This is a genomic window from Ignatzschineria sp. PL_is040 (assembly GCF_055813795.1).
In genome coordinates this window covers 308,047-332,205 of record NZ_JBVPGU010000001.1, presented here as the reverse complement: position 1 = coordinate 332,205, position 24,159 = coordinate 308,047, and the positions used below count along the sequence as shown (strand labels likewise).

Below are 24,159 nucleotides of genomic sequence, written 5' to 3'. Positions count from 1 at the left end.
ATTAATTGGAGTCTATCTATGAGTCAAAATAAACGGCCTTTATCGCCATTTATGCTCGGTAGCGGATACAAATGGCAAGTTACTTCGGTAATGAGTATTTTGCATCGTGCCTCCGGCGTTGCGTTGGTGTTAGTTCTACTAGTCATTGGTGCTTGGTTGGTAAGTTTAGCAGCAGGTCCAAGTGCATTTGCCACAATGACCGCTTTCTTAAAAAATCCTTTTGTAGTGCTCCTTGTTATTCTTGGAACATTCGCTGCTTGTTACCATTTTTGTAACGGCATTCGTCATCTCTTTTGGGATGCCGGAAAAGGTGTGGATATTGAATCAGCTAAAAAGAGCGCGAAGATCGTACAGATCGCTGCTCCTGTTTTAGCGGTTCTTATTCTTATTGTTGGTTTTGCAGCATAAGGAAGCGTTATGAAAAGATATCAAACCCCATTAGGTCGCGTTAAAGGTTTAGGATCAGCTCATGCAGGTTCTGTCTCTTGGTTAGCACAAAAAGTCTCTGCTGTTGTTTTAGCACTGCTCTTTCTCTGGTTCGCTTTCTCATTTGCAAGCCTATATGGTAAAAGTTTTGAAGAGGTATTATTCTGGGTGGGAACTCCGATGAATACCGTTCTTTTGGTTGTTTTAGTCGTTGCAGGAATCTATCACGCTATTTTAGGCCTTCAAGTTCTTATCGAGGACTATGTCAGTAAGACCTGCCAACGCATTGTTATTTTAAGTGCGATGCGTGTGATCTTATCTGTGATTGGTGTTGCAATTGTCTGGGCTATTATCCGCGTTGGATTTATCGTTAGCACCATGATGATGCACTAATTGTGTATGCACTAATATCTAGAAGATGTAGAAATTTTACAGAATAATAATTCTCGGAGTTTTAATCGATGAGTAACTTAAAAGAGTATAAAGATTATAAGATTCATGAGCATGTCTATGACGTTGTCGTTGTAGGTGCAGGTGGCGCAGGCCTTCGTGCAACGCTCGGTATGGCAGAAAAAGGTTTAAAAACCGCTTGTGTTACAAAAGTATTCCCAACCCGTTCACATACTGTTGCGGCACAAGGTGGTGTATCAGCAGCGCTTGGTAACATGGGTGAAGATGATTGGCGCTGGCATATGTATGACACGGTTAAAGGGTCTGACTGGTTAGGTGACCAGGATGCTATCGAATATATGTGTCGTGAAGCAATTCCTGCAATTTTAGAGCTTGAGCATTATGGTCTTCCTTTCTCTCGTACAGAAGAAGGCAAGATTTATCAACGCCCATTTGGTGGAATGACAACCAACTTTGGGGAAGGCCAAGCGCAAAGAACTTGTGCGGCAGCAGATAGAACAGGGCATGCAATGCTTCATACGCTCTATCAACAGTCACTCAAACATAATGCAGAGTTCTACATTGAGTACTTTGCAATTGACCTTCTTATGGATGAAGGTGAGTGTCGTGGAGTTGTGGCTTGGGATTTAGCTGATGGTTCAATGCATGTATTCCGTGCGCAGATGGTTGTTTTAGCGACAGGTGGTTATGGTCGTGCATACTTCTCTGCAACTTCAGCACATACTTGTACAGGAGATGGTAACGGAATGGTTGCACGTGCCGGCTTACCACTGCAAGATATGGAGTTCGTTCAATTCCATCCAACAGGTATTTATGGTGCAGGTTGCTTAATTACAGAAGGTGTTCGTGGTGAAGGGGGTTATCTCACTAACTCTAATGGCGAGCGTTTCATGGAGCGTTACGCACCAAACGCAAAAGACCTTGCATCACGTGACGTTGTTTCACGCTCTATGTTGATCGAGATTCGTGAAGGTCGCGGTGTCGGTCCTAAAAAAGATCACATCTTCCTCCACCTTGAGCATTTAGGTCCTGAGGTGATTGAAGAGCGTCTTCCAAGTATCGCTGAGAGTGCAAGAATCTTCGCTGACGTCGATGTTCGTAAAGAGCCGATTCCTGTTATTCCAACAGTTCACTACAACATGGGCGGTGTTCCAACCAACTACCATGGTGAAGTTGTAACATTAAAAGATGGCGATCCAGATTCAGTAGTTCCCGGCCTTATGGCAATTGGGGAAGCAGCATGCGTATCAGTACATGGTGCTAACCGTTTAGGATCTAACTCCCTTTTAGACTTAGTTGTTTTTGGTCGTGCAGCAGCGAATCGTGCAGCAGAAATTTTAGAGCCAGGCGCAGCGCACAAACCATTAGATGATCAAAAAGTAATCGATATCTTAGATCGTTTCGACAAAATTCGTCACGCTGATGGTAGTATCCCAACGGCTGAATTACGCGATAAGATGCAACGTGCAATGCAGGAAGATGTTGCTGTATTCCGTATGCAAGAGACTCTAGAAGATGGTGTCAGACGTGTTGATGAAGCATTTAAACAATTTGCAGATATCAAAGTGCATGATAGAAGTCTTATCTGGAACTCAGACTTAGTTGAAACTCTTGAGTTATCTAACCTTTTAATCTGTGCAGTTGCAACTGTGAAGTCTGCAATCAATCGTACAGAATCACGTGGAGCGCATGCCCGTGAAGATTATCCTCATCGTGATGATGTTAACTGGATGAAGCACACATATGCGTGGGTTGATGAAAATGGTGATGTGAAGATCGACTATCGTCCTGTTCACACCTATACGTTAACTGATGAAGTAGCGTATATCGAACCTAAAGAACGTACTTACTAATAGCAACAGATTAGTGAAGAAAGGTTAAATAGAAAGGAAAAGATTATGGCTGAATTTAAATTACCCGCAAATTCGGTTGTTAAAGAAGGTAAGTTCTTTAAAAACGAAAATGCGACCAATAAAAGAGTCTTTAAAGTATATCGTTGGAATCCTGATACCGGTGAAAACCCACGTTATGATCGTTATGAAGTTGATCTTGACGCTTGTGGTCCGATGATTCTTGATGCGTTACTTCTTATTAAAAACACAATGGATCCAACTTTAACGCTTCGTCGTTCATGCCGTGAAGGTGTGTGTGGTTCTTGTGCTATGAATATTGATGGTACTAATACGCTTGCATGTACAAAGGCAATTAGCTCTGTTAAAGATGGCGAAGTGACCATCAATCCATTACCGCATATGCATGTTGTTAAGGACTTAGTTCCAGATTTAACACATTTTTATGCGCAATATGCATCGATTAAACCATGGTTGCAGACAGATACAGCGACACCACCACGCGAGCGATTACAATCAATCGATGAGCGTCGTAAGCTTGATGGTTACTATGAGTGTATCCTCTGTGCATCATGTTCTACCTCATGCCCGAGCTACTGGTGGAATTCTGATAAATATCTTGGTCCTGCAGTATTACTTCAGGCATATCGCTTTATCTCTGACTCGCGTGATGAGTACAAAGGGGAGCGTCTTGATATGTTAGAAGATCCATTTAAGCTCTATCGTTGTCATACAATCATGAACTGTACTAATACCTGTCCGAAAGGCTTGAATCCTGCAAAAGCGATTGCAGAAATTAAGAAGTTAATGGTTGCAAGACATTAATAATGATGAAAGATGATGAAGGCGTGAAATTGAAACGCCATCATTAAAAGGGAAAGTAAAATAGAAGTGCCGATCAGATGATCGGCACTTTTTTTATCGCTTTTTTATTACACTATCTATACTATCTGTTATTAAGCTATTGGTTATTTGTTGTTTACCATTTACAATTTACTATTGCTTATGATAATGAGTATTTAGCTTGACCTTAAATAATTCGATGACTTAAGTTTTAAGATATCGAGCTATCGAGTGCTGGACTATGAGAGTGTTGCCGAGTGGGGTGTTACATCAATCACGCGATGATTGTTATCTCGCATCTCAATATTGGTAAAAGGCATACTCCAGCCCTCTTTTTGCGCACAACGAAGGCAAGCTTCTTGTAACAGCCTTCCTGACTGGAAGTAGTAGCCGGCACCTGAGCCTTTCATTGCCACAATTACGGTATAGACGAGAGAGATCCCCTCATTGATACGTCTAAATTCTACACTGATAGAGTTATATTGATCATGCATCCCTGTATGAGAGAGAAACTCTTCAATATAGGCTTTCAATTTTGTAAAGATCTCATCAACAGGTGTGGCAAAGTGTTTATAAGAGAGCCCAAAATCAGCAACTGCATAGTAACCATAAGAGAGGTTTGTCGGTGCTCCGGCAATAAAGTCAGGAGCAGGGTAGATAATCGTACTATTAAATGAGTTGAGATAGACCGACTCTGGCGTGATTCGTTTAACTTCTCCAAAGACACCATTAGGCAGAATAAAGCTGTCACCTACTTTAGCAGGGAACCAGATCTCATCACTTTGTAGTGGACGAGAGGTTAATGTTGCTAGCTCCGGCAACATTAGGCGAATGCGACCATTATCGATTGCAGGATTGACAAGTGTTGCACTATAGAGTGTGATCCTTTCAATACGCCAGGGAATACCCCGATAGATAACACGCTCTCCTTGTCGGGCTGATCCTAAGTTGAGAAAAAGACGAATCTCCGAAAAATATTTAGGAACATAATTACGAAAAGCGAAAATAAGCGCCAATAGAATTAAGATCGCAATTCCAAAGAGAACCATATCGCCCATAGCGTGGAGAACAATAAGATAAGCGATAACAGAGACAACAACGGAAAAAACACGATAGGCGAGTAGAAGTAGTCGACCCTTTAAATTAACCCGTTGAATCATCCCTTGCTCTTTTTTAGCTCTTCTTGCAATCAGAAGATCCATCCCTTTTGTTAAGAGATAGAGTACTAAAATAAAGGTGGAAAAGGAGACGACAAGAATAAGTCCGCGCCCTTTAATAAAATCGAGCAATCCATCTTTGAGGGATTCCATAAAGCTCTTATCGGTTACCATTGCATCTAAAAGCGTTTGGGTCCGATCACGCTCTCGCAGAAGATCAGTTAAAAAGGTTTCCCAATTACTCTGAATCACCTCTAATCGCTTTTGTGACTCGGGTGTAAGTTGCTCAAAAGGCGCTTTCTGTAAAAATTCTAACCCCTTCTCGAGTTGCTCAATTTTTTCATTGTAGAGAGAGAGATCACGAGTTAGGGTATCGCGCTCACGAGAGTTTTGCGTTAATCTCTGAATCTCGGCAAAGACCGGCTGAACAATCTGAAGTAATTCCGCCTGCCAATCGTAGTTGAGATCGGTAATATTCTCCTTCTCTTTAATATAGTGAAGATCAATTCCCCCTAAAGCATATTTTTCAAACTCATTTCTGGCCTGATTGAGGCGAGATTGTAGCTGTTCAATTCGCTCTTTAATTGCGGCCGCTGATTCTTCAGAGTCGGCAGATGTGAGCTCTTTTTTAGCTTCATTGATCTTCTCTTGAGTATCAATAATCGATTTTTCAGTCGCCTCTAAAACGGCATAAGCTTCATTTTCAGCAATTGTTTCTTGTGCAGAGAGGGGGGGTGTTAAACCGATCGTAATAATCAGTATTAGGCTGAAAATAACCTGAAAAAGGGTAGAAGTGGAGGTTTTTTTAGAAGAAGAGTGTTGAGATAACGCTCTATATTGCATTGGTTGATCCTTCATATAATTGATTCTCTAATAACGCTAGAGAGTTGATCTAAGCGTACAATGATTACTCATGTTAACAAAGAGCTCGCCCTTTTTCCTAATCTGAAGCTTTATTTTGATCAAAATTTAACCACCAGTAGCGCTCTATTGGATTCTATTAGAAGAGGCTTTTGCACAATTTCTTGCTCTATTTCAAATGCAATTCCCCCTTTTTCAATGTAACTATTTGAGTTGGGCCATAAAGAAGATTCTTTGCACTATCCGCTTGATTACCTCTTTGAGAGCAAGGGTAGGGGAAGAGTGGGGAAGGAGTGTATTAATTTGATCGATATATGCCATTCATCATTGGGATCATGGCATAATAGGGGGAAATGTTTTTCAATGTTGTGAGCAGAAAGTGGGTAAAAATCACATTCCATCACGTTTAATTCGGTATAAGGAATATTAAAGATGATGACAAAAGATAAAGTGAGAGAGCTTATTGAGGCGGGTCTTCAGTGTGATTACATTGAGGTTAAAGGGGATGATGGTGTTCACTTTGAAGCGATTATTGTCAGCCCAGAGTTTGAAGGGTTATCGATGTTGAAGCAGCATAAATTGGTCTACTCCGCCTTAGGTGATCGTCTTGAAACGGAAGAGATTCATGCATTAGCATTAAAAACCTACAAGCCATCTGAATGGAGCAAATAATGAGTGGAAAAGAGCGACTTCTAGTAGAAGGCAATGGTCCGCTAAAGGGCTCTGTGAGCGCAAGTGGGGCTAAAAATGCCGTTCTTCCTATTCTTGCTGCGACAATTTTAGCAACAGAGCCGGTTGTATTAAAGAATGTTCCTAAACTTCAAGATGTGATTGTTTTATCAAAAATATTGGAAGATTTAGGGGCTAAGGTAGAATTTGACGGGTCGACATTAATTGTTGATCCGCGTTCGATCAGAAAGACACGAGCAAATCATGACCTTGTTATTCAGATGCGAGCGTCGATATTAGTTTTAGGTCCCATGTTGGCAAAATTTGGCCATGCAGAGGTCTCCTTGCCGGGCGGATGTCCGATCGGTAGTCGCCCTGTAGATCAACATCTCTTAGGTATGGAAGCATTAGGTGCTGATATTAAAATTGAGCATGGCTATGTCTTAGCAACAGCAAAAGAGAAACGCCTTAAGGGAACGCATCATACTTTTGATGTAGTAACAGTCACCGGTGTTGAAAATGTCTTAATGGCAGCTGTACTTGCTGATGGCGTAACTGTTTTAGATAATTGCGCAAAAGAGCCGGAAGTGAGTGATCTTGCCAATATGCTCAATAGTATTGGTGCAAAAATTGAAGGGATCGGAACCGATCGTTTAACAATTACCGGTGTTGAGAAGCTAGGTGGCGGTGAATATAGTGTTATGCCTGATCGTATTGAGATTGGTACCTATATGGTCGCTGCGGCGATGACATTTGGAGATGTGACAATTATCGATTGTATCCCAGAGCATCTTGAAGCTGTCACTGCGGCATTAAGACAAGCGGGCGCTAATGTCGAAGTGGGGGAATCTACCATTAGAGTCTATGCCGGAGAGCCGAAATTAAAAGCACTTCGACTTAAGACAGCACCCTATCCACTCTTAGCAACCGATATGCAGGCTCAATTTATGGCGATGGCAGCGATTTCAGAGGGAACATCAACAATTACAGAGACCATTTTTGAAAATCGCTTTATGCATGCTAATGAGTTAGCCCGTATGGGGGCAGATATTAAGATCAACAATCGCTTAGCGCTTGTTGAGGGCGTTTCACGATTATCTGGAGCGAGTGTTACAGCAACAGATCTCCGTGCTTCAGCGGCATTAATTCTTGCAGGATTGGTGGCCGAAGGGACAACGATGATCGGCGCACTACACCATCTAGATCGAGGATATGATTCTATTGAAGAGAAATTGACGAATTTAGGTGCGAAAATCGAGCGAGTTGTCATTGATTGAGGATTCTATCAGTATCTCTGTCTCTGTGAAGAGCTATCTATAAATAAGTGCTATTTATAGTTGATCATAAATGACTCATTTGCACTTATTCCGCGCAAAAAGAGAGCCTCGAAGATAAATCTTTGAGGCTCTTTTTATGTCACTCTATTAATTATTGTAATGATTGATGATTGTTCGAAGATGATTTAAAAACTCCTCTTTCGGTACACTTCCCATCACTCGTAACTGAGGAATCTCCTCACCATTAGGTGCAAAGAAGAGCATCGCTGGTGGTCCATAGATCTCAAAATGTTCTTGCAATCTCTGATCATGACGATCATTTTCTGTAATGTCAGCTACTAAGAGATTGATTTTAGCCATCTCACTCTTAACTTCAGGATCACTAAAGACATATTTCTCCATCTCTTTACAAGCAACACACCAATCCGCATTAAACTCTAACATCGTCACGCGCTGATTGTTATCTGAAAGAGCTTCATTAAGGCCAGAAATTCCTTTAATAGGGGTAAAGAGAGCTGTCTCTATCTTTTTCCCTGACTCATGGATGGAATGGATACCAAAGAAGAGGGTTGCTAATGCTAATGCTCCAAAGAAGAGGCGTGCTTTAGGTCCGCTCTCTACAACGGTGACCATTAGCCAGATAAAGGTTGCCAATGCAATAACGGCATAGAGCGTCTGCTCCCAATAGAAAGGCAGGGTTCTACCGATAAAATAGGCTGCAAGTCCCAATAGCATAAATCCAAATAATACTTTGATCTTATCCATCCAAGGACCTGCTTTAGGAAGAAGATGACCTGAAGATGCGCCTAAAATAAGGAGCGGCACGCCCATACCTAAGCTCATTGCAAAGAGTGCAGCCCCACCTAATAGGTAGTTTTGTGATTGAGCAACAAGGGTGATAATGCCAATGAGCGGCGCGGTAACACAGGGGCCTACAATTAACGCAGAGAGCATTCCCATAATCGCCGTACCCCAATAACTATTTTTATTGGATTGTTTATTGCTCAGCGCACTCAATTTTGACTGGATGGCTGCCGGCATCTGGAGTTGATAGAGACCAAACATCGAGAGTGAAAGTAGTACAAAAAGTAAGCCAAAACCGATTAAGACATAAGCGTTTTGCAGGTAAGCAGCTAATCCTTTGCCGAAGTAGGCGGCTAATAGTCCTAAGAGGGTATAGACCAATGCCATTGCTAAAACATAGACTAGCGAGATGGTAAACCCCTCTTTCGGAGAGAGATTGCCACTTCGAGTCAAGATTCCAGAGAGAATTGGAAGCATAGGCAATACACAAGGAGTAAAGGTGAGAAGTAGACCTAAAAGAAAGAAGAGAGGGATCGCTAAATACTCATTATCATAGAGATATTGCGTTAAACGGTCATGTTCTGAGGTAATCTCCGGGATCGATTCACTCTTAAACTTAGTAGCAACCTCTCTGATCTGATCAAGATCTCTATCGATGGAAGGATCGATCTCTAACGCTATTTCATAATTTTGTGGTGCAAAGCAGTATCCGCTCTTCGCACATCCTTGTGCCTCAATATTAAAGTAACCGGTATTGATCCCATCACTTTTTACGGTAAAGGGGATAATGGTGGCACTATCATAGATCTCTTGTTGCCCAAAAAATTCATCTTCATGCTCAACCCCTCGAGGAAGCACAATATCGATGATCTCTCCATTGCCATTTTTAAGCTGTAGATCGATCTTCTCTTTATAGAGATAGTAATCAGGATTGATCTCCCATAAGAGAAGAAGCTGATGCTCTCCTCCCTCGCGATCGCTCTGTTGTAGATGTATTTTCGGTATAAAGGCTTCAGTCGGCTTGAGCAACTTTGTCGGATCGATACCAATCTTAGGGGGAGTAATACCTTGAGACTGATTGAAGAGTGTCTGTGCTGATATGGGCTGAAAGAGTATTCCAGTCACAATGAGCAGTAAGACAAACAACCAATTTTGAATTGTTTTGATTTTTAACATCCTTTTAGACCCTTGCGATAATCGTGTTACTTTCTTATGACTTTTTTATGACTTGCTTTATTGCTTTCTTTATTGCTTTTTATTGTTTGTAGCTCTCTACTTATTCTAGCTTTATCTAAGTACTATCTAAGTTTTATCTCAGTTTTATTTAGTTCTATTATAAATAGGATAATGAGGGCAAGATACCATAAGAGGGCAAGGGGGTATATCTCATTCTATCTAATGGTAGAGTAACTATTACACATAATACGATAGAGATAACTGATCTTAACTGTGATTCATTCACTCCTTGATGAGTCCCATTGTGTAAAAAATAGTCCAGTAATTGACACTATGAAAAAAAAGCTTATACTTATGCGATCATTGATTTGCGGGAATAGCTCAGTTGGTAGAGCACAACCTTGCCAAGGTTGGGGTCGCGAGTTCGAGTCTCGTTTCCCGCTCCAAAATCAATCTAACAGAAATATTCTGTGTATGTATCTGTTTCGTACTTGAGATAATCAATCAGAGTCTACGATATAAAAAGTAGCTGAATAAAATCTCTACAGATAACAAGATTGACAATGAAATTTCAAAGAGTATAATACTCACCATTCCTAGCGGGAATAGCTCAGTTGGTAGAGCACAACCTTGCCAAGGTTGGGGTCGCGAGTTCGAGTCTCGTTTCCCGCTCCAAATTTAAAGAGCCTGATAACATTGTTATCAGGCTCTTTTCTTATCTCTTATTTCTTATCTCTTTTATTCTTTTTATCTACACCAAGATATCTTCTAGAAGATATCACTCTCTGCGGCGGCCGCACCGACTTTAACAGCTAATGCTAATGCCTCCTCAACTGTAAAGTAGCGATCTGGATCCGGGGCGTAGCGTGCAATAATCTCCCCTTCTTGGAACATTACAATCTCATCTTTAGCTAATTGCTGCCACACTTCATTGGTAGTAAGTGGGAGCGTTGCAATAACGGCGACCTTGTCATAAGGTGTTGTGACTGCCGCGAAGTTCACGTTGACATCATCATCGAGTAGCGTCGCTTCACCAAAAGGTGCTTGGCGAAGAAGATAGTGAAGAAGCGTACTTGCATGAGCAATCATCCACTCCCCATTAGTGAGAAGATAATTGAAGATCCCTTTCTTGCGAATGGTTGCTGTTAATCTATTAATCTCCTGGAATAAAATATCTGCAGTTGGCTTTTGAGGGAACTTTCTCCGAAGCGCATTTAATATTGCACAAAATGCAGCTTCTGAATCGGTAGAGCCGACAGGTGTATAGAAGTCATCCTCTCTTTTTTGAAAAAGAGGATGAGAGAAGAGGCGTTGGCAGTCGAGATGCCCATTATGAGCAAAAAGCCAATACTCACCCCAAATCTCTCGCATAAAAGGGTGGGTATTTGCGAGAGAGACTTGCCCATAAGTCGCTTTACGAATATGGGCAATCACATTTTTAGATTTAATTTGATAGCTCTTTACAAGATCCGCAACAGGGCTGGAGGCGCATGGTTTATCATCTTGATAGATACGAACTCCTTTTCCTTCAAAAAAGGCGATTCCGAAACCATCTGTATGAATATCTGTTTCACCCCCTCGCTTACGAAATCCTTCAAAGGAGAAGAGGATATCAGTTGGTGTATTACAGTTCATTCCTAATAGTTGGCACATTGAATCCCCCATTTGCTCACTTATTGATAATTGTTCTGATAAGCTTATTGGATCATTAGTTATTGATCATTAACTACTCGATAGTCAGTTACTAAATAGTTTAAATATTTAAATAGTTTAAATCGTTGATTGCTAGAACGTTAAACCATTGTACTCCTATAGGAGTTATAGGTATTTAATCTGTTATTCTAGCCTCAGCGACCATATAAGTCTATTTAAGAGCTTATTTTAAGAGCTTTATATTACTTCATTATGAAGTATATGATCTCCTATACTGCTCCTTATCGGCTCTTCAAGAAACCCCTTTAGGTTTGCTGTTTTTTTCATCAAAGAGAGAGTTGACAGATTTTAATTTTACCTTATAATTGTATTCCTCTTTTGCGGGAATAGCTCAGTTGGTAGAGCACAACCTTGCCAAGGTTGGGGTCGCGAGTTCGAGTCTCGTTTCCCGCTCCAAATTATTAAAAGCCGAACTTTTATAGAAGTTCGGCTTTTTTTATTCCATAATTTCTCCATCGTTCTTGCTATCATATCTCCATTAATTTGAGTGAATGATCTTATAGAATCAGTAAAAAAGGGAATCAAAAGATGTCAGAGATATCAGAAACTCCAGAGAAAAATGGGCGTAATGATCAAAGTTTAGAAGAGAGAATCGAAGATCTCACCGCTCGTATTGACGAACTGGAGAGTCGTGAGGCTTTTCATGAATATACGGTTGAGCTTTTAAATCAAACGATTATTGCTCAGCAGGAGATGCTCGATCGTTTAACGAGAGTCTCTCAACAATTGATAGAAAAGATGAAAGAGATGCCAAAGAGTGAAGAGCAGAGCTGGACGCCAGAAGAAGAGATCCCACCACACTATTGATCTATCAATGATTATCAATGATCTTAAAATGATCCATAGATAAGCTGCCAATGATCTGTTAACGAACTATCAACGAACTATCATCAATATATAGAAAAGAGCATAATGGATATTCCAAAAGAGATTGCGCAATTAGAAGCCCTTTTACCCTATATTCGTACTGAACGAGCACATCAGTTACGTCGTCAATTCTTTGCTTTAAAGCGAGAAAGATCTCCCTCAAAAGAGACAATTTTAAAACTTAAAGAGCAGATTGTGCAATCAGCCTCAGAGACAAAAGCACGCTTAAATGCTTTTCCTGAACTTAATTATCAGACTGAATTGCCGATCTATCAAGCGCGAGAAGAGATTATAGAAGCGCTGAAATCGCATCAAGTTTTAATTGTTTGTGGTGAGACAGGCTCCGGTAAAACAACGCAACTCTCTAAATTTTGCTTAGAGATGGGGTTAGGGGCAAGAGGGACGATAGGCCATACCCAGCCCCGTCGTTTAGCGGCACTCTCTGTTGCAGAGAGAATTGCCGAAGAGCTTGATACACCGCTTGGGGATTTTGTTGGCTACAAGATGCGTTTTAATGAGGAGATCAGTGATAAAACCGTCTTAAAGCTGATGACCGATGGAATTCTCTTAACAGAATTAATGCATGATCGCTATCTTAATCAGTATGAAGTGATCATTATCGATGAGGCGCATGAGCGCAGCCTTAATATCGATTTTCTTTTAGGAATTTTAAAGAAAATTCTACCGAGAAGACCCGATTTAAAGCTGATTATTACCTCTGCAACCATCGATCCTGAAACATTTTCAAATTATTTTGGTGGACCAGAAAAGGCGCCTATTATTGAAGTGTCAGGCCGAACTTATCCTGTGGAGATTCGTTATCGCGATCTCCATCTTGATGAGGAGAATGATCCTATTGAGATAGAAGAGGGGATTATCGCTGCCGTTAATGAATTGCAGAGCGAAAAAGAGGGGGATATCTTAATCTTTCTACCCGGTGAGCGAGAAATCTTAGAGACGGCTGATCTGCTTCGTAAAGAGTTTCGACATTACGATATCTTACCCCTCTTTTCACGCTTGAGTCAGGCAGAGCAGAAGAAGATCTTCTCTCCTAAAGGCAGAAGTCGTATTGTTCTTTCAACTAACGTTGCAGAAACTTCAATCACGGTCCCGCGTATCCGTTACGTCATTGATACCGGTGTCGCAAGAGTGAGTCGTTATAATGCTCGCTCTAGAATACAGAGTCTTTTGATTGAGCCGATCTCACAAGCCGCCGCGAATCAACGATCAGGACGTTGCGGACGGGTTGCGGAAGGGATCGCTATTCGTCTCTATAGTGAAGAGGATTTCAATAGTCGCCCCCTCTTTTTAGATCCTGAAATTTTAAGAACCCACCTTGCTTCGGTGATCTTACAGATGGGGCATCTACGCCTTGGGCATCCTGAAGAGTTCCCCTTTGTTGAGATGCCGGAGATGCGGCAGATTCGGGAAGGATTTCAGACTTTAAAAGAGCTAAAAGCGGTTAATGATGAGGGAAGATTGACGCCACTAGGGCGGACTTTAGCCAAAATTCCGATCGACCCTAAATTGGGGGCGATGATTATCCAAGGTGAAAAAGAGGGGGTAGGCCATGAAGTTTTAGCGCTTGTGGCAGGACTCTCTATTCAAGATCCTCGGGAACGTCCTTTAGAGTTTCAGCAGCAAGCTGATGAGAAGCATCGCCTCTTTAGACAAGAGCGCTCCGATTTTATTACGTTACTCAATCTTTGGGCATGGTATCAAGATCGCGCACGAAAAGAGAGCCAAAATCAGATGCGAAAAGTGTGTCGGGCTCACTTCCTCAATTTTATGCGCATGCGAGAATGGTTCGATCTCTATCAGCAACTGAAGGGGATCTATCAATCATTATCCCTAAAGTGGAACCCATTTCCTAAAAGTGAGGAGAAGAATCAGCCTAAAGGCGTTAAGGAAGGGGAGTATCTTTTCCCATCTTTTAATGAGGATCAGATTCATCGAGCGATTTTGGTCGGCTCTCTCGATCAGATTGGCGAATTAGGGGAGGAGAAGTTCTACAGTGGTGCTAATGGCCGCAAGTTTAAGATCTTCCCAGGGTCTGCGCTCTACCGTAAGCCACCTAAATGGCTAATGTCTCTTGAAATTGTAGAGACAAGCCAAGTTTTTGCCCGCATGAATGCCGCGATCAACCCCGAATGGTTAGAGCGTTTAGCAGAGCACCTTCTAAAACGGGAGTATACAGAACCTCACTGGAGTAAACAGCAAGGACAAGCTGCGGCGTATGAGACAATCCGCCTCTTCAATTTAGCGATTATTAAAAATCGCACGGTCAGTTTTGGGCGCATTAAACCTGAAATATCTCGGGAACTCTTGATTCGAGAAGGTTTAGTCGAAGGGGAGATTCAGACGCGAGCTCCCTTTTATCGCGTTAATAGAAAAACGATCTCAAAAGTTGCCGAGATGGAAGAAAAGACCCGCCGCCGGGATATCTTAATTGAGGAGTGGAAGTTATTTGAGTGGTACAACGAACGATTACCGCAAGATATCTACTCTGTCGCATCACTCGAAAAATGGTGTAAAAACCCTAAAAATAATCAATTATTGATCTTTAGTGAGTCTGATATCTTAGATAATGATGATCAGCTCAACTTAGAAGACTTTCCCACCACCATCTCTTTTGGTCAGCTTCGCCTTAATGCAGTCTATCGCTTTGATCCTGCTGCTGAAGATGATGGAATGACCTTAATGGTGCCTTTAGCAGCGCTCAATCTACTCGATAAGACTCGTCTCGACTGGTTAGTGCCGGGATTATTGAGAGAAAAGATTACAGAGATCTTAAGATCTTTACCGCGAGCATTGCGTAAAAACTTTGTTCCACTTCCTAATGTTGTCGATGAGATGTTAGAAAAATTGAGCTTCGGTGAGGGGAATCTCTACTTTCAGATTGCAGCGTTTTTAACGCGACGATCCGGCATTAAGATTGAGCCTCATCTCTTCGATGAGAATCTTCTTGATAAGCATCTTCGAATCAATATTCGAGTGATTGATACCGGTGGCAAGACAATCGCAGAGGGGAGAGATCTTCAACAACTGACTCAAAAATTGAGAGGAAGAGCCGAAAATGCCTTCCAGCAACTTGCTTCAAGCTTTGGTGCCGGCAAAAAAGAGAAAAAAGCGAGAAACAGTGACGAGAAGGGAGCAAGAGAGGGTGCTCAGCCACACTCTAGAAGACGAGAGGATAACTCGATAGCATCCGATCAAGAGGCGAAAGAGCAGATCTGCTTTTCAGTAGATCAGTGGAAGATTGCACCAGAAGAGCGCTTTGTCCGAAATGGTATCGAGCTTAAGGGATATACCGCGCTCTTGATCGATAAAGAGCAACCTTTAACGCTCCGAAAACAGCTCTATGATCGTCCTCATGCAGCTCAAGAGGTGCATCTCAACACATTAGTAACACTGATATTAAAAACACTCCATGAACAGGTAAAATATCTGCGCAGACAGTGGCCTCAATTTGGTAAATTAGCACTAATGTTCCGACAAGTGGGAAATGAAGAGCTTCTGCGAGAAGATCTCATGCGCGCGATTATTAAAGATCGACTTGAAGAATCTTCATCTCTGCCTAGAGATGCCGCAGAATTTCAGAAGGTGATCGAAAAAATGCGCCGGGAGATGGTCTCTGATGCGACCGATCTTAGCCGTTTAATAGTCACAATTTTTGAGCGAGTTAATGAGGTAAGGGAAGCGCTCAATCAGCTTCATCCGATGAATCGTGCTCTAGCAGAAAAACGGATCAAATCTGCCTTAGATCGTTTAATCTATCCCGATTTTATCAGCAAGACGCCTAAAGTATGGCGAGATGAAATTCCCCGGTTTTTAGAAGCGATGGTTGTAAGAATTGAGCGTTTTCCTCAAAACATAACACGAGATAATGAGCAAAATGGTGTCATTGAGCAGCATTGGCAAAATTATCTTAAAGCGCAAAAATTCTTTGCTGATAGGGAAGAGTTGCCTGCGATGTTAGAAGAGTATCGTTGGATGATTGAAGAGATGGCCGTCTCCTTCTTTGCCCAACCGATGCGAACTAAGATGACGGTATCAGAGAAGCGACTCAATAAACTTTGGGATGAAATTGATCTTTTAATCAAAAATAGTAGTTATCATTAAACACAATTAAAGATAGAATCTCCCCCTTCCTTAATGGGGGGGAGACGTTAATGAAGCTGCAACTAAAAAATTAGGGCGCCAGAGGGTTAGAGGGTTAAAAGAATATAAATAATAAGTTATTAGGGCTGGGACATTAATAGTGTTATAGTATTCACACTTGCTTAGCTTATGCTCATATTTAAGTCTCTTGTTTAAGTCTTATATTAAGTCCCAGACTGATCTAGTCTGTAGTGGGAAATGATATGATCTATACGAGAATAGAGATGAAATAGAAATGAAATTCTACTCTTAAATTCCTCTTATATTAGGTTTACCCTCTCTTTTTAAGAAAGGTCTCTTTAGGAAAGAAAATATAAGCAATGGTAAAGCATTAATAATGATGGGCTTACCCCCATTTTATGCTATTTGCGTGAAAATAGATTGCAAAAAAATAGAAAGAGGGTATGATATTCCCTCTTCATCGCCCTGTTGGTTCATAGTTAAGAACTATGACATAAGTGTACTTGACGCTTATTTGAGATTCGGTCGATGCATGTTTTTGGCTGAATGTTCAAGCGCATTCCCTATAAATATTATATTAAAAGGAAATCCCTCTCTTAATTAGGGATCAGTATCTTTATGTCTCAATTTTCTGATTTAAATTTAAATCCTATTCTCTTAGCTGCCGTCCAAAAAATGGGCTATGACAGTGCCACAGAAGTGCAAACGCGTGTTATACCTGTTGCAATGGGTGGCCAAGATGTTATGGTCTCAAGCCAAACAGGTAGTGGTAAAACAGCAGCATTCCTCCTTCCTATTTTGCATCAAATTATGGATGCGAAAGAGCTAGAAGAGAAGAGCGCACCTGAAGAGCGTCCTGCACCTCGTAAAGGTCGTCGTGGTCGTCAACCTGCTTATAAGATGCCGGCACCCCATGCAATTGTGATGTGTCCAACGCGTGAGCTTGCGTTGCAGGTAGCGCAAGAGGCTATTCTCTTAAAGGGGGCTCATCGTGATTTCCGCGTTGCAACTGTTGTAGGTGGTATGCCTTATGGTCGTCAAATTCGCGAACTACAAAATGTCACGCTTTTAGTCGCAACACCTGGGCGTTTAATCGATCTTTATAAACAGAGAGAGATTAGCTTTGATAATGTCCACTTCTTTATTGCTGATGAAGCTGACCGTATGCTCGATATGGGCTTCTCTGAAGATTTAGAAACACTCCATAAGAGCTGTATCAATAATCGTCAAACATTGATGTTCTCTGCTACTTTCCCACCGAAAGTGATGAGATTAGCGGAAGGAATGATGAATCATCCTCTCCGTATCGAGATCTCACCTAAAGATACTATCAATAAGAATATTACCCAGATCCTTCATTGGGCAGATGGTCGTGAACATCAGAAGAAGCTCCTTTTCCATTGGTTGGAAAATGCAAAAATCGATCAAACTGTTGTCTTTGTTCCAACTCAGATTGATGCAGAAGAGATTGCAGATGAGTTAAAAGAGATGGGGCTCTCTGTCGATTACCTCCACGGTGGTATGCAGCAACGTGTTCGTAATCGTTGTCTCGATAATCTCCGTCGCGGTAAAATCAAGATCCTTGTAGCAACAGATGTTGCCGCTCGTGGTATCGATGTCGAGACAATTACTCATGTCTTTAACGTTGGTGTACCAAGACAGCCAGAAGATTATGTTCATCGTATCGGTCGCACAGGTCGTGCGGGTCGTGAAGGAACAGCTGTAACATTTGTTCACTTCAAAGATAAGCGTCTTCTTGATGCAGTAGAAGATTTCATTCAATTAGAGATTAAAGCGAATGTGATCGAAGGTTTAGAGCCTAAGAAAGAGCCATTACGTGGCGCACCAAGAGGTGGCCGTCGTCGTCCTGGTGGCGGTGCTGGTCGTAGAAATGACTCACGTGGTGGTAGAAGAGAAGGTTCTTCACGCCGTACAGAGGGTCGTTCAGAAGGTCGCGGAGATCGCGATCGCAGTCGAGCACCACGTAGCGAAGGTCGTCGCAATGAATCTCGTAATGAGCGTCGTAGCACAACAGATCGTAGCGCACGCCCTTCACGTCGTTCATCAAGTCGCAGTGCCGCGGTCTAATTAATAGGCTGTAGATAGATCATATTTAAAGAGAAACTTTTATCTCTTTTCTCCAATGATCAAAAAATAAAAAATATTGAACTCTATTAATATTCGATGAGATTCAATATTCAATAATCAAACTGAAAGATACCCTCAATCCTCCATCAATTTATGGCTCTGGATTGAGGAGGGTATTTTTATTTATGGCTTGTTTCTTGATATTGAAACAAAAAGGCTGAATGCAGCCGGATCTCGCTATCGCATTTTTTATGAATCACGCGCCGGCAGTGAATGATCTTATCGCTTGTAAATGGCATCAATTTGATACTATTTCCTCGGTATTGTTGATGCCCCGATCTGCGAGCATGCACCGTTGAAAAGAGCAAAATAATTGGCTCCCGCCGCTCCAGATTCTTCTTAAGAATTCTCTATTGCAATAAAAAAGTGCCACCTTTTATTAAGATAACGCTTCTATTGTGATGAATCATCATTAACCGATAGGTATCATGAATGATTATATGAATGATTATTTATTTGAAACTTCTTTAGGAACAATACCTGTTGCAGAGAAATCTGCGGCTGCCGTAAAGAGAACATCGGTTGATGAGTTTAAACCGGTCTCTGTTGAGTCCTGAATGACCCCTACTACATAGCCAATGACAACTAACTGCATCGCAATATCATTGTCGATCTGGAAGAGAGAACAGGCAAGCGGAATCAGAAGAAGCGAACCGCCGGCAACGCCTGAAGCACCACAAGCACCAATTGTCGCAAATATGCTCAAAAGAAGTGCAGAGAAGAAATCCACCTCAATTCCTAGAGTATGAACCGCCGCAAGCGTAAAGATTGTGATAGTAATCGCAGCTCCCGCCATATTGATGGTCGCCCCTAAAGGAATTGAGACAGAATAGGTCTCTTCGCGAACACCAAGCTTACGACTTAACTCGATATTAACAGGAATATTGGCTGCAGAACTACGAGTAAAGAAGGCAGTCATACCACTCTCTTTAATACAACGTAATACTAAAGGGTAAGGGTTTTGACGAATAGCCCAATAGACCAAGAGTGGGTTGACCACAAAAGCAACAATCCCCATTGCCACTAAGAGAACAACGACCAATTCAATATAAGATTTAATCCCTTCAAAACCAGTTTCTGCAATAGTGACAGAGACAAGACCAAAGACCCCGAGCGGCGCAATAAGAATCACTTTTTTAATAACACTTGTTACTAATTGTGCAAGGTCTTGAAAGAGATTGCGAGTTGACGCATTCGTCGATCTTAATGCAAAACCAAAGAGAACACCCCAAGAGATTAAACCGATATAGTTAGCAGTGACTAAGGCATTGACAGGATTATCCACCATATTCATAAAGAGTGTGCGAAGAACATCCGTAATATCTGCCGGTCCTCGTGCTTCTGCTGCCGGAATATCTAAAGGAACAACAACCGGATAGATAAAGCTGATAGAGACCGCCACTAATGCCGCAAGAAAGGTGCCAAAAATATAGAGAAGGATCACCTTCTGCATGGCACCATTACCACTCTCCTGCTTATGGTAGTTAGAGATTGCCGCAATAATGAGGATAAAGATCAAAACAGGAGCAATCGCTTTTAATGCTCCAATAAAAAATTGACCAATAATACCGATTGACTGGGCAACATGAAGAGGGAAGAAGAAACCAACGATAACCCCTAAAATAAGGCCAACGATGATCTGTTGAACTAAACTAAATCGATTAATAAATTGAAAAAAAGTTTTCATCTGTGAAGTGTCCTAATATGGTATGACATTTTGAGAATAGCGCAGGACTTACGGACTGACAAGTCCTGTGCCAGGTTAAATCTCTTGCTGTAGCCAACGCTCAACAATAATCGCTGCAGAGATCGCATCGAGTTGCCCCTTTTTATGGCGCTGTGATGGCTTAAGATAGCGCTCACTCTCTTGTGAGCTATAAGCTTCATTGACAATAAAAACTGGCAGGCCAAATCGACCATGGAGGCGATTGATAAATTTTTGAATAATCTTAAGATGTTCAGTAACAGTGCCATCTTTTGTATAGGGCATTCCCACAATAAATGCATTAGGTTGCCACTCTTTGAGAAGTTTCTCTACCTCTTCCCAGCGGGGCTGATTATGGGTAACTTTTAAGATCGTTAAGGGTTGTGCCGTTTGAGTTAAACAGTTTCCGACAGCAATCCCTAAATTTTGTGTGCCAAAGTCAAATCCTAAGACAATTGAGGGTGCTTCCCCCTCTCTAAATGCCCCCAAATAGGGGCTATTATCATCTCTGTTATCTTCTTTCACGATTAATGATTGAAGCGAATGAAGTGATTGAGTGCTATTTTGCATAATTTAGTAGAGTTGATTAATAGAGTTTTGAGGCTAATCTGAACACCCCAATGATTGACTAGATCAATGATTAAATCGTTGATTCAATCTGTGATTTAATAATACGCAGATTCTTCAAATACGAAGTGCAACAGAAACTACTTAAGCTCCGTCACATACTGATCAAATTGCGGTTTAGGGAAGGGAAGCGGTCTCTTTTCAGGGTAGCCATACCAAAAGAGCCCTTCAATAGCCTCTTCTTGAGGGTTAAGCCCAAAGATTTTATAGACTTCATCATTGAAGAGAAGAGAGCCTGTAGACCATTTAGTGCCGATTCCTTCCGCTGTTAATGAGAGCATCATCATATAGAGCGCGATGCTCAAGGTGGCATAATCTTCATGGGCAACCTTCTCCTTGTCACTCTTTTTTCGAGTCACTAAGATCCACCCAGGAATTCTCTTCCAACGAGCGAGTTTTGTTTCAGCAGAAGCTGGATCACGTTCAGAGAAAGCCTCTTTCGCATATTCGAGAAAACGAGATTTGATCTCTTCTCCCATAAGATAGAATCGATAAGGATGGGTATGGTGATGATTAGGGGCATAAACAGCAAGCTCTAATGCTCGTTTAACAGGCTCAAGCGAAACTTCAGTCGGCTCAAAATGATGAATTGTCCGGCGAGCAATCATTAATTCAGCTAACTTTCTCTGTTCGAAAAGATCCCCACGATCCTGACTCTGCTCAAGAGCGCTCTCTGACATTTCCCTTGATAAATTTGGGTCTACCAACGATTCATTTTTATTCATCATAATAAAATCCTCTTCAATTGATCTGATAAGTTATGAGAGATCTCCCCGATATTGAGCATCTCTTGGCAAATTGCTCTGACCTCTTCTTTTAAAGGTTCCGGTAATCGGGAGAGTTTGGCAAAAGGTGTAACAAGGCGTGCCGCTGTTACGGCATTAATCTTATCAATTTTTACAATCTCTGCCCCTATCCATCGATAGAGGGGGGCGCCTATTCTGGCAAGAGCAATACGATTTCGCCCAATGGATCCCACAATTGCTCTTGCTCGATTAGGATTTTTAAGATCAAAAGCCGGGTGGTTACTGATCATCGCCACATCATCCATCGTTAAGTTCGGATTACGTCCTAGCAGAGAGAAGTAGCGATCTACGAGAAGCGCATCATCTTCATATCGATGATAGAAGCTCTCTAAAATCACTTTTGCTTTTGGATTTTGATTAGAAAGCAGTGCTGTTAATGCCGCATTGATATCGGTCATATTATCTGCTTTCTCATATTCTCTTACTGCTAACTCACTCTCATGGGGGAGACGACTTAGATAGTGCAACGCCACATTTTTAATCGCTCTTGCTGCAATAGAATCCTCTTGGAATCGATCATAAAGCGCTTGCCAATGTTTCTGGAAACGAGTAGCAAGACCCACTTCTACCTCTCTTTTGATTTGATAGAGTGGTAAGATCTCTTCACTTTCTAAGCGATCGAAAAGATGATCATTATCGGGCAAGGTTAAGAGTAGTGCAGCAAATCCAGGTTCTTGATAAGCATAATCAAATAGAGGTGCGAATGCATCACCTATCATCTTGATCTGCTCTTCTCGTGCCAATTCTCGGTTGAAAAGAAGGCGCTCTACTAATTTTTGAGCAGCATCCCACTTTGCAAAGTAATCACGCTCATATTGAATCAGGATTTTCAGATCATCGATCGATTGTGGATAATCGACCATAACAGGTGCAGAGAAGTCTCTCAATAGTGAGATCACCGGCACTTCATCAATATTGTGGAAGATTAAACATTGATGCGCCATCGTCAATGTATAGGTCTCTTCGAGCAGCATCTCTCCTTGACGATTGAAAAAGGCATATTTAATCGGGATCGGCAACGGCTCTTGTAGCTCATTAGTGACAGGATCGAAGAGAAATTGCTTCAATGAGAGGCGCATTTCTCGTTTATCGGGATAATATTCAGTGGCGACTTGAATCTTGGGTGTTCCTCTTTGAGAGTACCAGAGGGGGAAGTTTTCAAAAAGACGAGGATTTTCCATCTTCATCGCTGCATAGAAATCATCGACAGTCACAGCCATGCCATCAAACTCTTTAATATAGCGCGCAAAGCCTCGATCAAAGCCTTCTCGACCTAAAATGGTTTGATAGAGGCGAATAATCTCTGCCCCTTTTTCATAGGTTGTTGTGGTATAGATATTCTCAATTGACCCCAATTTGTCGGGGCGGACCGCATGTGAGAGAGGGCCTTGATCTTCAGGGAATTGATGTAAACGGAGAAAATTGACATCTTCAATACGACGAATGCCGGGCTCTACTTCCGACATAAACTCCTGCTCACGAAAGACCGTTAAACTCTCCTTTAATGAGAGGTTAAACCAATCTTGACAGGTGATACGATTCCCCGTCCAATTATGAAAATACTCATGAGCAATGACCGCTTCAACGAAACGAAAGTCACGATCGGTCGCTTGCTCTTTTGTTGCTAAAATACAGCTTGTATTAAAGAGGTTAAGCCCCTTATTCTCCATTGCACCACTATTAAAATCATCCACTGCGACCACATTATAAAAATCGAGATCACATGCTAATCCAAAACGATCCTCATCCCAACGCATCGCTTTTTTGAGGCTTTCAAGCGCAAAGTCACAGGCACCAATATTCTCTTTAGATGCATAGATACGAAGCTGTACGGGGCGACCATCAGGACGAATATGTTGATCTTCGATAAATTGCAGATCGCCGGCAACAATCGCAAATAGATAAGTGGGTTTAGGATAGGGGTCCTCCCAAATGGCATAATGACGCGTTTCATCAAGAACTCCATTCTCTATCAGATTGCCATTAGAGAGAAGAATAGGGTAGCATTGATCCGCTTCTAAAGTGACGCGATATTGTGCCATCACATCAGGGCGATCAGGGAAGAGCGTGATGTTTCTAAAGCCTTGAGGCTCACAGTCCGAGCAGATAATGCCTCTTGAAAGATAGAGGCCACTTAACGCGCTATTCGCCGCCGGCGAGACACTATTTTTGATCTCAATCAGTTGCTCACGTGCATTTAAAGTTAATGACAGATTACCTGCCTCATCTAACAATGAGCTGATATCTTCCTCTTTCCCATCGATCTTCAATTGAATATCAAACAACATCTTTGATCCATGAAGCTTGATAGTATGGGGTAGATCGATATTTTCTTCTACAATCACCTTAAATTGAGAGCGCACTCTGCTAACCTTAGGGTCGAGAGAGAAATGGAGATCTAAATGGGGAATTGTAAAGGTGGGAGCAAGATAATCTAAACGATAGATCTGCTGATCTGAACGGGGCGTAAATGGCATAGAGAGATCCTTTCTATCGGTCGCACGCTTTAGGAGGCAACCTTCAAACAACTAGAATAGTCACTAGAGTAAACGGTTATAGATAAACAGTTATATAAACGGTTATAGTAAACTGTTTCAGCAAACAGTTAGAGTAAAAAATGAGTTTATGACTTATGAGTATAAAACAGGTAATTAAATCATTGAGTACTCTCAATAAGAATCCGCTAATGCGTTACTA

Annotated in this window: 16 protein-coding genes and 3 tRNA genes; 12 read left to right on the top strand and 7 right to left on the bottom strand. The window is 41.7% G+C overall.

Annotated features, from left to right (window positions below):
* The first annotated feature begins 18 nt into the window (after positions 1-18).
* From sdhC to AC0SAP_RS01330, 4 genes are all read left to right on the top strand, one after another.
* The gene (gene sdhC, locus AC0SAP_RS01345; RefSeq protein ID WP_109235482.1) at positions 19-408 is read left to right on the top strand and encodes a succinate dehydrogenase, cytochrome b556 subunit; all 390 of its coding nucleotides are present in this window, start codon (positions 19-21) and stop codon (positions 406-408) included.
* 9 nt (positions 409-417) lie between these two features.
* A complete protein-coding gene (gene sdhD, locus AC0SAP_RS01340; protein ID WP_109235481.1) occupies positions 418-819 on the top strand; it encodes a succinate dehydrogenase, hydrophobic membrane anchor protein in 402 nt (133 codons plus the stop codon).
* A 68-nt stretch (positions 820-887) separates the two neighbouring features.
* Positions 888-2,690 (top strand): succinate dehydrogenase flavoprotein subunit, encoded by a 1,803-nt coding sequence (sdhA, locus tag AC0SAP_RS01335; RefSeq protein ID WP_286479328.1) that lies wholly within the window; start codon positions 888-890, stop codon positions 2,688-2,690.
* Between the two features lie 45 nt (positions 2,691-2,735).
* Positions 2,736-3,512, top strand: coding sequence for a succinate dehydrogenase iron-sulfur subunit (locus AC0SAP_RS01330; protein WP_094568074.1), 777 nt, complete (start codon positions 2,736-2,738; stop codon positions 3,510-3,512).
* A gap of 257 nt (positions 3,513-3,769) precedes the next feature.
* Here the strand turns inward: AC0SAP_RS01330 and AC0SAP_RS01325 are convergent, their stop codons facing one another.
* Positions 3,770-5,530, bottom strand: coding sequence for a hypothetical protein (locus tag AC0SAP_RS01325; protein WP_473382509.1), 1,761 nt, complete (start codon positions 5,528-5,530; stop codon positions 3,770-3,772).
* 450 nt (positions 5,531-5,980) lie between these two features.
* Between AC0SAP_RS01325 and AC0SAP_RS01320 the strand changes: the two genes are divergently transcribed.
* Together AC0SAP_RS01320 and murA are read left to right on the top strand one after the other, a co-directional pair.
* Positions 5,981-6,220, top strand: coding sequence for a BolA family protein (locus AC0SAP_RS01320; RefSeq protein ID WP_473382508.1), 240 nt, complete (start codon positions 5,981-5,983; stop codon positions 6,218-6,220).
* On the top strand, positions 6,220-7,494 hold the full coding sequence (gene murA / locus AC0SAP_RS01315; RefSeq protein ID WP_473382506.1) for a UDP-N-acetylglucosamine 1-carboxyvinyltransferase: 1,275 nt from the start codon (positions 6,220-6,222) through the stop codon (positions 7,492-7,494). The genes AC0SAP_RS01320 and murA overlap by 1 nt, the downstream gene beginning before the upstream one ends.
* Positions 7,495-7,641: 147 nt before the next feature.
* Here murA and dsbD read toward each other — a convergent pair whose 3' ends face one another.
* The gene (gene dsbD, locus AC0SAP_RS01310) at positions 7,642-9,474 is read right to left on the bottom strand and encodes a protein-disulfide reductase DsbD (protein WP_473382505.1); all 1,833 of its coding nucleotides are present in this window, start codon (positions 9,472-9,474) and stop codon (positions 7,642-7,644) included.
* A gap of 370 nt (positions 9,475-9,844) precedes the next feature.
* On the opposite strand from dsbD, the gene AC0SAP_RS01305 reads away from it, so the two are divergent.
* Both AC0SAP_RS01305 and AC0SAP_RS01300 read left to right on the top strand, forming a co-directional pair.
* A tRNA-Gly gene (locus AC0SAP_RS01305) sits at positions 9,845-9,920 on the top strand.
* A 153-nt stretch (positions 9,921-10,073) separates the two neighbouring features.
* Positions 10,074-10,149: transfer RNA gene (locus AC0SAP_RS01300), tRNA-Gly, on the top strand.
* Positions 10,150-10,242: 93 nt separating this feature from the next.
* Here AC0SAP_RS01300 and AC0SAP_RS01295 read toward each other — a convergent pair.
* Entirely contained in the window at positions 10,243-11,127 is an 885-nt protein-coding gene (locus AC0SAP_RS01295) for a class II glutamine amidotransferase (RefSeq protein ID WP_473382503.1), read from the bottom strand.
* A gap of 380 nt (positions 11,128-11,507) precedes the next feature.
* Between AC0SAP_RS01295 and AC0SAP_RS01290 the strand changes: the two genes are divergently transcribed.
* The 4 genes from AC0SAP_RS01290 to AC0SAP_RS01275 all read left to right on the top strand — a co-directional run bounded on the left by AC0SAP_RS01290 (position 11,508) and on the right by AC0SAP_RS01275 (position 18,264).
* Positions 11,508-11,583, top strand: a tRNA-Gly gene (locus AC0SAP_RS01290).
* A 132-nt stretch (positions 11,584-11,715) separates the two neighbouring features.
* The gene (locus AC0SAP_RS01285; protein ID WP_473382502.1) at positions 11,716-11,994 is read left to right on the top strand and encodes a SlyX family protein; all 279 of its coding nucleotides are present in this window, start codon (positions 11,716-11,718) and stop codon (positions 11,992-11,994) included.
* Positions 11,995-12,099: 105 nt separating this feature from the next.
* Positions 12,100-16,176 carry an ATP-dependent RNA helicase HrpA gene (gene hrpA / locus AC0SAP_RS01280; RefSeq protein WP_473382500.1) on the top strand — a complete coding sequence of 1,359 codons (4,077 nt, stop codon included), beginning with the start codon at positions 12,100-12,102 and terminating at the stop codon, positions 16,174-16,176.
* 618 nt (positions 16,177-16,794) lie between these two features.
* Positions 16,795-18,264: a DEAD/DEAH box helicase gene (locus AC0SAP_RS01275; protein WP_094568066.1), complete on the top strand. Its 1,470-nt coding sequence runs from the start codon at positions 16,795-16,797 to the stop codon at positions 18,262-18,264.
* Positions 18,265-18,772: 508 nt separating this feature from the next.
* Here AC0SAP_RS01275 and sstT read toward each other — a convergent pair.
* The 4 genes from sstT to pepN all read right to left on the bottom strand — a co-directional run bounded on the left by sstT (position 18,773) and on the right by pepN (position 23,939).
* Complete coding sequence (gene sstT, locus AC0SAP_RS01270) at positions 18,773-20,011, bottom strand: serine/threonine transporter SstT (RefSeq protein WP_473382498.1); 1,239 nt, start codon at positions 20,009-20,011, stop codon at positions 18,773-18,775.
* Positions 20,012-20,086: 75 nt separating this feature from the next.
* Positions 20,087-20,599 carry a Holliday junction resolvase RuvX gene (gene ruvX / locus AC0SAP_RS01265; protein ID WP_473382496.1) on the bottom strand — a complete coding sequence of 171 codons (513 nt, stop codon included), beginning with the start codon at positions 20,597-20,599 and terminating at the stop codon, positions 20,087-20,089.
* A 137-nt stretch (positions 20,600-20,736) separates the two neighbouring features.
* Positions 20,737-21,336: a nitroreductase family protein gene (locus AC0SAP_RS01260; RefSeq protein WP_473382494.1), complete on the bottom strand. Its 600-nt coding sequence runs from the start codon at positions 21,334-21,336 to the stop codon at positions 20,737-20,739.
* A gap of 44 nt (positions 21,337-21,380) precedes the next feature.
* Entirely contained in the window at positions 21,381-23,939 is a 2,559-nt protein-coding gene (pepN, locus tag AC0SAP_RS01255; RefSeq protein ID WP_473382493.1) for an aminopeptidase N, read from the bottom strand.
* Positions 23,940-24,159 lie beyond the last annotated feature (220 nt).

Coding starts and splice junctions, on each gene's coding strand:
- sdhC (WP_109235482.1), top strand. CDS start 19: ATGAGTCAAAATAAACGGCCTTTATCGCCATTTATGCTCGGTAGCGGA.
- sdhD (WP_109235481.1), top strand. CDS start 418: ATGAAAAGATATCAAACCCCATTAGGTCGCGTTAAAGGTTTAGGATCA.
- sdhA (WP_286479328.1), top strand. CDS start 888: ATGAGTAACTTAAAAGAGTATAAAGATTATAAGATTCATGAGCATGTC.
- AC0SAP_RS01330 (WP_094568074.1), top strand. CDS start 2,736: ATGGCTGAATTTAAATTACCCGCAAATTCGGTTGTTAAAGAAGGTAAG.
- AC0SAP_RS01325 (WP_473382509.1), bottom strand. CDS start 5,530: ATGCAATATAGAGCGTTATCTCAACACTCTTCTTCTAAAAAAACCTCC.
- AC0SAP_RS01320 (WP_473382508.1), top strand. CDS start 5,981: ATGATGACAAAAGATAAAGTGAGAGAGCTTATTGAGGCGGGTCTTCAG.
- murA (WP_473382506.1), top strand. CDS start 6,220: ATGAGTGGAAAAGAGCGACTTCTAGTAGAAGGCAATGGTCCGCTAAAG.
- dsbD (WP_473382505.1), bottom strand. CDS start 9,474: ATGTTAAAAATCAAAACAATTCAAAATTGGTTGTTTGTCTTACTGCTC.
- AC0SAP_RS01295 (WP_473382503.1), bottom strand. CDS start 11,127: ATGTGCCAACTATTAGGAATGAACTGTAATACACCAACTGATATCCTC.
- AC0SAP_RS01285 (WP_473382502.1), top strand. CDS start 11,716: ATGTCAGAGATATCAGAAACTCCAGAGAAAAATGGGCGTAATGATCAA.
- hrpA (WP_473382500.1), top strand. CDS start 12,100: ATGGATATTCCAAAAGAGATTGCGCAATTAGAAGCCCTTTTACCCTAT.
- AC0SAP_RS01275 (WP_094568066.1), top strand. CDS start 16,795: ATGTCTCAATTTTCTGATTTAAATTTAAATCCTATTCTCTTAGCTGCC.
- sstT (WP_473382498.1), bottom strand. CDS start 20,011: ATGAAAACTTTTTTTCAATTTATTAATCGATTTAGTTTAGTTCAACAG.
- ruvX (WP_473382496.1), bottom strand. CDS start 20,599: ATGCAAAATAGCACTCAATCACTTCATTCGCTTCAATCATTAATCGTG.
- AC0SAP_RS01260 (WP_473382494.1), bottom strand. CDS start 21,336: ATGTCAGAGAGCGCTCTTGAGCAGAGTCAGGATCGTGGGGATCTTTTC.
- pepN (WP_473382493.1), bottom strand. CDS start 23,939: ATGCCATTTACGCCCCGTTCAGATCAGCAGATCTATCGTTTAGATTAT.